General features: G+C 67.1%; 5 protein-coding genes and 1 pseudogene. 4 read left to right on the forward strand and 2 right to left on the reverse strand.

Going from position 1 to position 5517, the window contains the following annotated elements; translation table 11 throughout:
* Positions 1-201: pseudogene (locus JYJ84_RS27435) on the forward strand (LysR family transcriptional regulator); the annotation flags it as partial.
* An 89-nt stretch (positions 202-290) separates the two neighbouring features.
* Here the strand turns inward: JYJ84_RS27435 and gap are convergent.
* Positions 291-1301, reverse strand: coding sequence for a type I glyceraldehyde-3-phosphate dehydrogenase (gap, locus tag JYJ84_RS27440; RefSeq protein WP_122944451.1), 1011 nt, complete (start codon positions 1299-1301; stop codon positions 291-293).
* A gap of 87 nt (positions 1302-1388) precedes the next feature.
* A complete protein-coding gene (gene tkt, locus JYJ84_RS27445) occupies positions 1389-3461 on the reverse strand; it encodes a transketolase (protein WP_122944450.1) in 2073 nt (690 codons plus the stop codon).
* A 216-nt stretch (positions 3462-3677) separates the two neighbouring features.
* Between tkt and speE the strand changes: the two genes are divergently transcribed.
* The 3 genes from speE to JYJ84_RS27460 all read left to right on the forward strand — a co-directional run.
* The gene (gene speE, locus JYJ84_RS27450; RefSeq protein ID WP_122944449.1) at positions 3678-4535 is read left to right on the forward strand and encodes a polyamine aminopropyltransferase; all 858 of its coding nucleotides are present in this window, start codon (positions 3678-3680) and stop codon (positions 4533-4535) included.
* A gap of 162 nt (positions 4536-4697) precedes the next feature.
* Positions 4698-5114, forward strand: a complete 417-nt coding sequence (locus tag JYJ84_RS27455; RefSeq protein ID WP_041492737.1) for a glyoxalase/bleomycin resistance/extradiol dioxygenase family protein — start codon at positions 4698-4700, stop codon at positions 5112-5114.
* Positions 5115-5131: 17 nt separating this feature from the next.
* Positions 5132-5517 (forward strand): 16S rRNA (uracil(1498)-N(3))-methyltransferase (locus JYJ84_RS27460; protein WP_205189694.1); only part of this gene is annotated, 386 nt, incomplete at its 3' end.

The following is a 5517-nucleotide window of genomic DNA, read 5'->3' on the forward strand; positions in this document are numbered from 1 at the left end:
GCGGGGATGGGAATCGGGCTGATTCCGGCGGAAGCCGCCAGCGCGCTGCCGCCGAACGTGCTCGCGCGGCCGCTCGACCTGGCCGGGCATCGTACGGGCATCGGCCTCGCGTGGACCGACCTCGACAGCCCGCTGAAGCGCGCGTTCGTCGCCGCGCTCGAGCAGGTGACGGCGGCATCGAGCAACAACGGCGGACAATAGCGGCGGGCAATAAAAAAGCCCGGCCGGAAAACCGGGCCGGGCTCGTTCGCTACGCCGGCCGCCTTGCGGCGGCCGCGCAACGTGCGGGATTACTTCGCGTTCGCGAACGCGACAGCCGTATCCAGCATGCGGTTCGAGAAACCCCACTCGTTGTCGTACCAGCTCGACACCTTCACGAGGCGGCCCGACACCTTGGTCAGCGTGGCGTCGAACGTCGACGAAGCCGGGTTGTGGTTGAAGTCGATCGATACCAGCGGTGCGTCGTTGTAGCCGAGGATGCCCTTCAGCGCGCCTTCCGATGCTTCCTTCATGATCGCGTTGACTTCCTCGACCGTCGTGTCGCGCTTCGCGATGAACGACAGGTCGACGACCGACACGTTGATCGTCGGGACGCGGATCGCGTAACCGTCGAGCTTGCCGTTCAGTTCCGGCAGCACGAGGCCGACGGCCGAAGCAGCGCCCGTCTTCGTCGGGATCTGGCTATGCGTGGCCGAACGCGCGCGGCGCAGGTCTTCGTGATAGACGTCCGTCAGCACCTGGTCGTTCGTGTACGCGTGGATCGTCGTCATCAGGCCGGTTTCGAGGCCGATCTTGTCGTTCAGCGGCTTGACGAGCGGCGCGAGGCAGTTCGTCGTGCACGATGCGTTCGAGATGACGGTGTGCTCGGCCTTCAGCACGTTGTGGTTCACGCCGTAGACGATCGTGGCGTCGACGTCCTTGCCGCCCGGTGCCGAGATGATCACCTTCTTCGCGCCGCCCTTCAGGTGCGCGCTTGCCTTTTCCTTCGTCGTGAAGAAGCCCGTGCATTCCATCACGACGTCGACGCCGAGCTCGCCCCACGGCAGTTCGGCCGGGTTGCGGTTCGCCAGCACGCGGATCTTGTCGCCGTTCACGACGAGGTAATCGCCGTCGACCGACACTTCACCCGGGAACTTGCCGTGCGCGGTGTCGTACTGGGTCAGGTGCGCGTTGGTCTTCGCATCGCCCAGATCGTTGATCGCGACGATCTCGATGTCGTGCTTCTTGCCGTTCTCGTAGAACGCGCGCAGCGTGTTGCGGCCGATACGGCCGTAGCCGTTGATTGCGACGCGAATCGTCATGGTCTATCTCCTGATGGCTGAAAAAATTCGTTTCGTGCAGCTTCACGGTGCGACGCGCGCGAGGGGTGGCGCGCGTCGCGAATGCTTTTAGGCGAGCACGGCCTTGGCGGTCTCGACGACGTGCTCGACGGTGAAGCCGAAGTGCTTGAACAGCACGCCGGCCGGCGCCGATTCACCGAACGTGTCGATCCCGACGACGCCGCCTTCGAGGCCGACGTACTTGTGCCAGAAGGCGGTCACGCCCGCTTCGATCGCGACGCGGCGCACGCCGTGCGGCAGCACGCGTTCACGGTACTCGGCGTCCTGGCGGTCGAACACGTTGGTCGACGGCATCGACACGACACGTGCCGCGATACCTTGCTGCGCGAGCGGTGCGACGGCCTTCATCGCCAGTTCGACTTCCGAGCCCGTCGCGATCAGGATGATCTTGCGCGCGACGATCTCTTCGTCCCAGTCCTTCAGCACGTAACCGCCCTTCTCGATGTTCGCGATCTGCGCATCGGTACGCGGGTTGAACGCGAGGTTCTGGCGGCTGAAGATCAGGCTCGACGGACGGTCGGCTGCGATCGCGTGGGTCCATGCGACGGCCGTCTCGACCGTGTCGGCCGGACGCCACACGTCGTGGTTCGGGATCAGGCGCAGGCTCGATACGTGCTCGATCGACTGGTGCGTCGGGCCGTCTTCGCCGAGGCCGATCGAATCGTGCGTGAACACGAAGATCGACGGCACCTTCATCAGCGCGGCCACGCGCAGCGCGTTGCGGCTGTAGTCGGAGAACGTCAGGAACGTGCCGCCGAACGGCTTGTGGCCGCCATGCAGCGCGAGGCCGTTGATCGCGGCGCTCATGCCGAATTCGCGCACGCCGTAGTTGATGTGGTTGCCCAGCTGGACGCCCGGGCCTTCCGGATTCGCACGGACGGCCTTCGACGCCTTCCAGTTGGTCAGGTTCGAACCGGTCAGGTCGGCCGAGCCGCCGAGCAGCTCGGGCAGCGCGGCAGCCAGCCCTTCGATCGCCTGCTGCGACGCCTTGCGGGTCGCCACCGTCTCGCCGCGCTCGTTCGCGCCGGCGATGATCGCCGCAGCCTTCTGCGCCCAGTCGGCCGGCAGCTGGTTGGCCATCCGGCGCTCGAATTCGGCGGCTTCTGCCGGGAACTTGGCGCGATATGCAGCGAACTTCGCGTCCCATTCGGTTTCCGCGCGCTTGCCGGCTTCCTTCGCGTCCCATGCCGCATAGACTTCCTGCGGGATCACGAACGGTGCCCACGTCCAGCCGAGCGCCTCGCGCGTCTTCGCGATTTCTTCCGCGCCGAGCGCCGCGCCGTGCACGTCGTGGCCGCCGGCCTTGGTTGCCGCACCCTGGCCGATCACCGTCTTGCAGCAGATCAGCGTCGGCTTGTCCGACAGCTTCGCCTTCGCGATGGCGGCGTCGACCGCGTCGACGTCATGGCCGTTCACGTTCGGGATCACGTTCCAGCCGTAGGCTTCGAAACGCTTCGGGGTATCGTCGTGGAACCAGTTCACGACGTCGCCGTCGATCGAGATGCCGTTGTCGTCGTACAGCGCGATCAGCTTGTTCAGCTTCAGCGTGCCGGCGAACGAGCAGGCTTCGTGCGAGATGCCTTCCATCAGGCAGCCGTCGCCGAGGAACACGTACGTGTGGTGATCGACGATCTTCGCGCCGTCACGGTTGAACTCGTCGGCCATCAGCGCTTCGCCGAGCGCCATGCCGACCGCGTTCGCGAGACCCTGGCCGAGCGGGCCGGTGGTCGTCTCGACGCCCGGCGTGATGCCGTATTCCGGGTGGCCCGGGGTCTTCGAGTGCAGCTGGCGGAAGTTCTTCAGCTCTTCGATCGGCAGGTCGTAGCCGGTCAGGTGCAGCAGCGAGTACAGCAGCATCGAGCCATGGCCGTTCGACAGCACGAAGCGGTCGCGGTCCGCCCAGTGCGGGTTCGTCGGGTTGTGCTTCAGATGGCGCGACCAGAGCGCGACACCGATTTCGGCCATGCCCATCGGCATGCCGGGGTGGCCGGAGTTCGCTTGCTGGACGGCGTCCATCGCGAGCGCGCGGATCGCGTTGGCCATCAGGGTGGTGGAGGCGGGAGACGAAGTCGTCATGTCGAGTCCGGAGAACGAGTCGAGGAAACGGGGGCACGGCGGCATCCGGAAGCTCGGGCGTCGATCGTTCCCGGCGCGCGGTGCGGCGCCTGACGGACGCGAAGCGGACGGAGCCTACGGACGAGGCTGCAAAGCTCGTCATTTTAACAGATGGGCTGACATTTCCCTTGTCGGCGCGTAGTGTTCCGGCACGGTTTTCCGTCAAACCGCCCGCCTCCTATAATTCAGACGTCGGAACTGCCAGCCCTGAGCCGCCCGCCCGTGAGCACCACGCTTCTCTTTCACCCTACGCCCGATGCCGCCTACGGCTTCCCGAACGCCCGGCGGCTCGCGCGCGTCGCGTCCCCGCACCAGCAGATCGAAGTCTGGGAGACCCCGCAGCTCGGCCGCCTGTTTACGCTGGACGGCCGGCCGATGACGTCGGTCGGCGACGAGTACGTCTATCACGAGTGCATGACGCACCCGGCCGCGCTCGCGCATCCGGCGCCGCGCCGGGCGCTCGTGCTCGGCGGCGGCGACGGCGGTGCAGCACGCCAGCTGCTCAAGCATGCGTGCATCGAGCGGATCGTGATCGCGGAACTCGACGACGAGGTGGTCGGGATGGCGCGCCGTTATCTCGACGACGTGCACCAGGGCGCGCTCGACGACCCGCGCGTCGAGGTCGTGATCGGCGACGCCGCACATTTCGTCGAGTCGACCGTCGAGCATTTCGAGCTCGTCGTGTTCGACCTCACACCGCCCGATTCGCCGGCGGCCGGCCTCTATACGCGCGAGTTCTACGCGCGGCTCAAGCGGATCCTGACGCCGTGCGGCGCGATCTCGATGCACCTCGGCTCACCGGTGTTCCACGCGGCGCGCATCGCCGCACTGCTCGACGACCTGCGCGCGTGCTTCGCGGTCGTCGATCCGTTGTCCGCGCACGTGCCGTTGTACGGTTCGCAGTGGCTGATGGCGATCGCGAGCGACACGCTCGACGCGGCCGCACTGTTCGCGCACGACATCGACGAACGGCTCGCCGCCCGCCGCGTCCAGGGCTTGCGCTACTACGACGCGCGGCTGCATGCGTCCCTGTTTGCCCTGCCGTGCGCGCTGCGCGATACACTGGGCGTCCGCCGCTGAACGTCCGGGCGACCGCCTCGCTTCCGTTTTCCATCGCGTCCTCGCAGGATTCGTGATGCATCGCACCGGGGCGGAACACCCCGGACGCCCGCGCCGCCCCCTGAACGAACGCCGAAGCATGGAATCAGAGCACGTGCCGAAGCGCCCACACAGGAGATTTTCATGACCGATCCACGTCCGGCCAACGTGCCTTGGTTGACGCCCTACCTGGCCGTACGCAATGCGCGCGCGGCCATCGATTTCTTCAAGGCCGCATTCGGCTTCGAGCTGCGCGACGTGCACGACGAGGACGGCGCGATCATGCACGTCGAGATGGCGTACCGCGGCCAGCTGATCGTGATGTTCGCGCCCGAGGGCGCGTTCGGCTCGACCGCGCTCACGCCGAAGAGCGCGAACGCCACCGCGCCGCAATCGTTCTATCTGTATGTCGACGACGTCGACGCCACCTGGCAGCGCGCGCTCGACGCGGGCGCGAAATCGCTGAGCGCGCCGCAGGATCAGTTCTGGGGCGACCGGTTCGCGCAGATCGAGGATCTCGACGGCTACCGATGGGCGCTCGGACGCCGTCTCGACGCATGAACCACACCGCTACACGCATGAACGAAGCCACCACCACCGCGGCCGTGCCGCGCTTTTTCGTCGACGCAGCACTGCGCGCCGACGCCACGCTCGCGTTGCCGGCCGATGTCGCGCGCCACGCGCAGGTGCTGCGCCTGCAGCCCGGCGACGTGCTCGCGCTGTTCGACGGCACCGGCGGCCAGTACCGCGCGCGGCTCGTCGAGATCGACAAGCGCAGCGCGCTCGCGCAGATCGACACGTTCGACCCGGCCGAAGCCGAACCGCCCTATCGCGTGACGCTCGCGCAAGGCATCGCCGGCGGCGACAAGATGGACTGGGTGATCGAGAAGGCCGTCGAGCTCGGCGTCGCGGCGGTCGTGCCGCTGTCGACCGCACGCGGCGTTGTGAAGCTCACCGGCGAGCG

This window comes from Burkholderia sp. LMG 13014, assembly GCF_905232215.1.
Taxonomy (GTDB): domain Bacteria; phylum Pseudomonadota; class Gammaproteobacteria; order Burkholderiales; family Burkholderiaceae; genus Burkholderia.

Excerpts from the sequence above, each read along its gene's own strand:
- JYJ84_RS27455 (WP_041492737.1), top strand. The coding sequence starts at position 4,698 with ATGACCGATCCACGTCCGGCCAACGTGCCTTGGTTGACGCCCTACCTG.
- gap (WP_122944451.1), bottom strand. The coding sequence starts at position 1,301 with ATGACGATTCGCGTCGCAATCAACGGCTACGGCCGTATCGGCCGCAAC.
- tkt (WP_122944450.1), bottom strand. The coding sequence starts at position 3,461 with ATGCCGCCGTGCCCCCGTTTCCTCGACTCGTTCTCCGGACTCGACATG.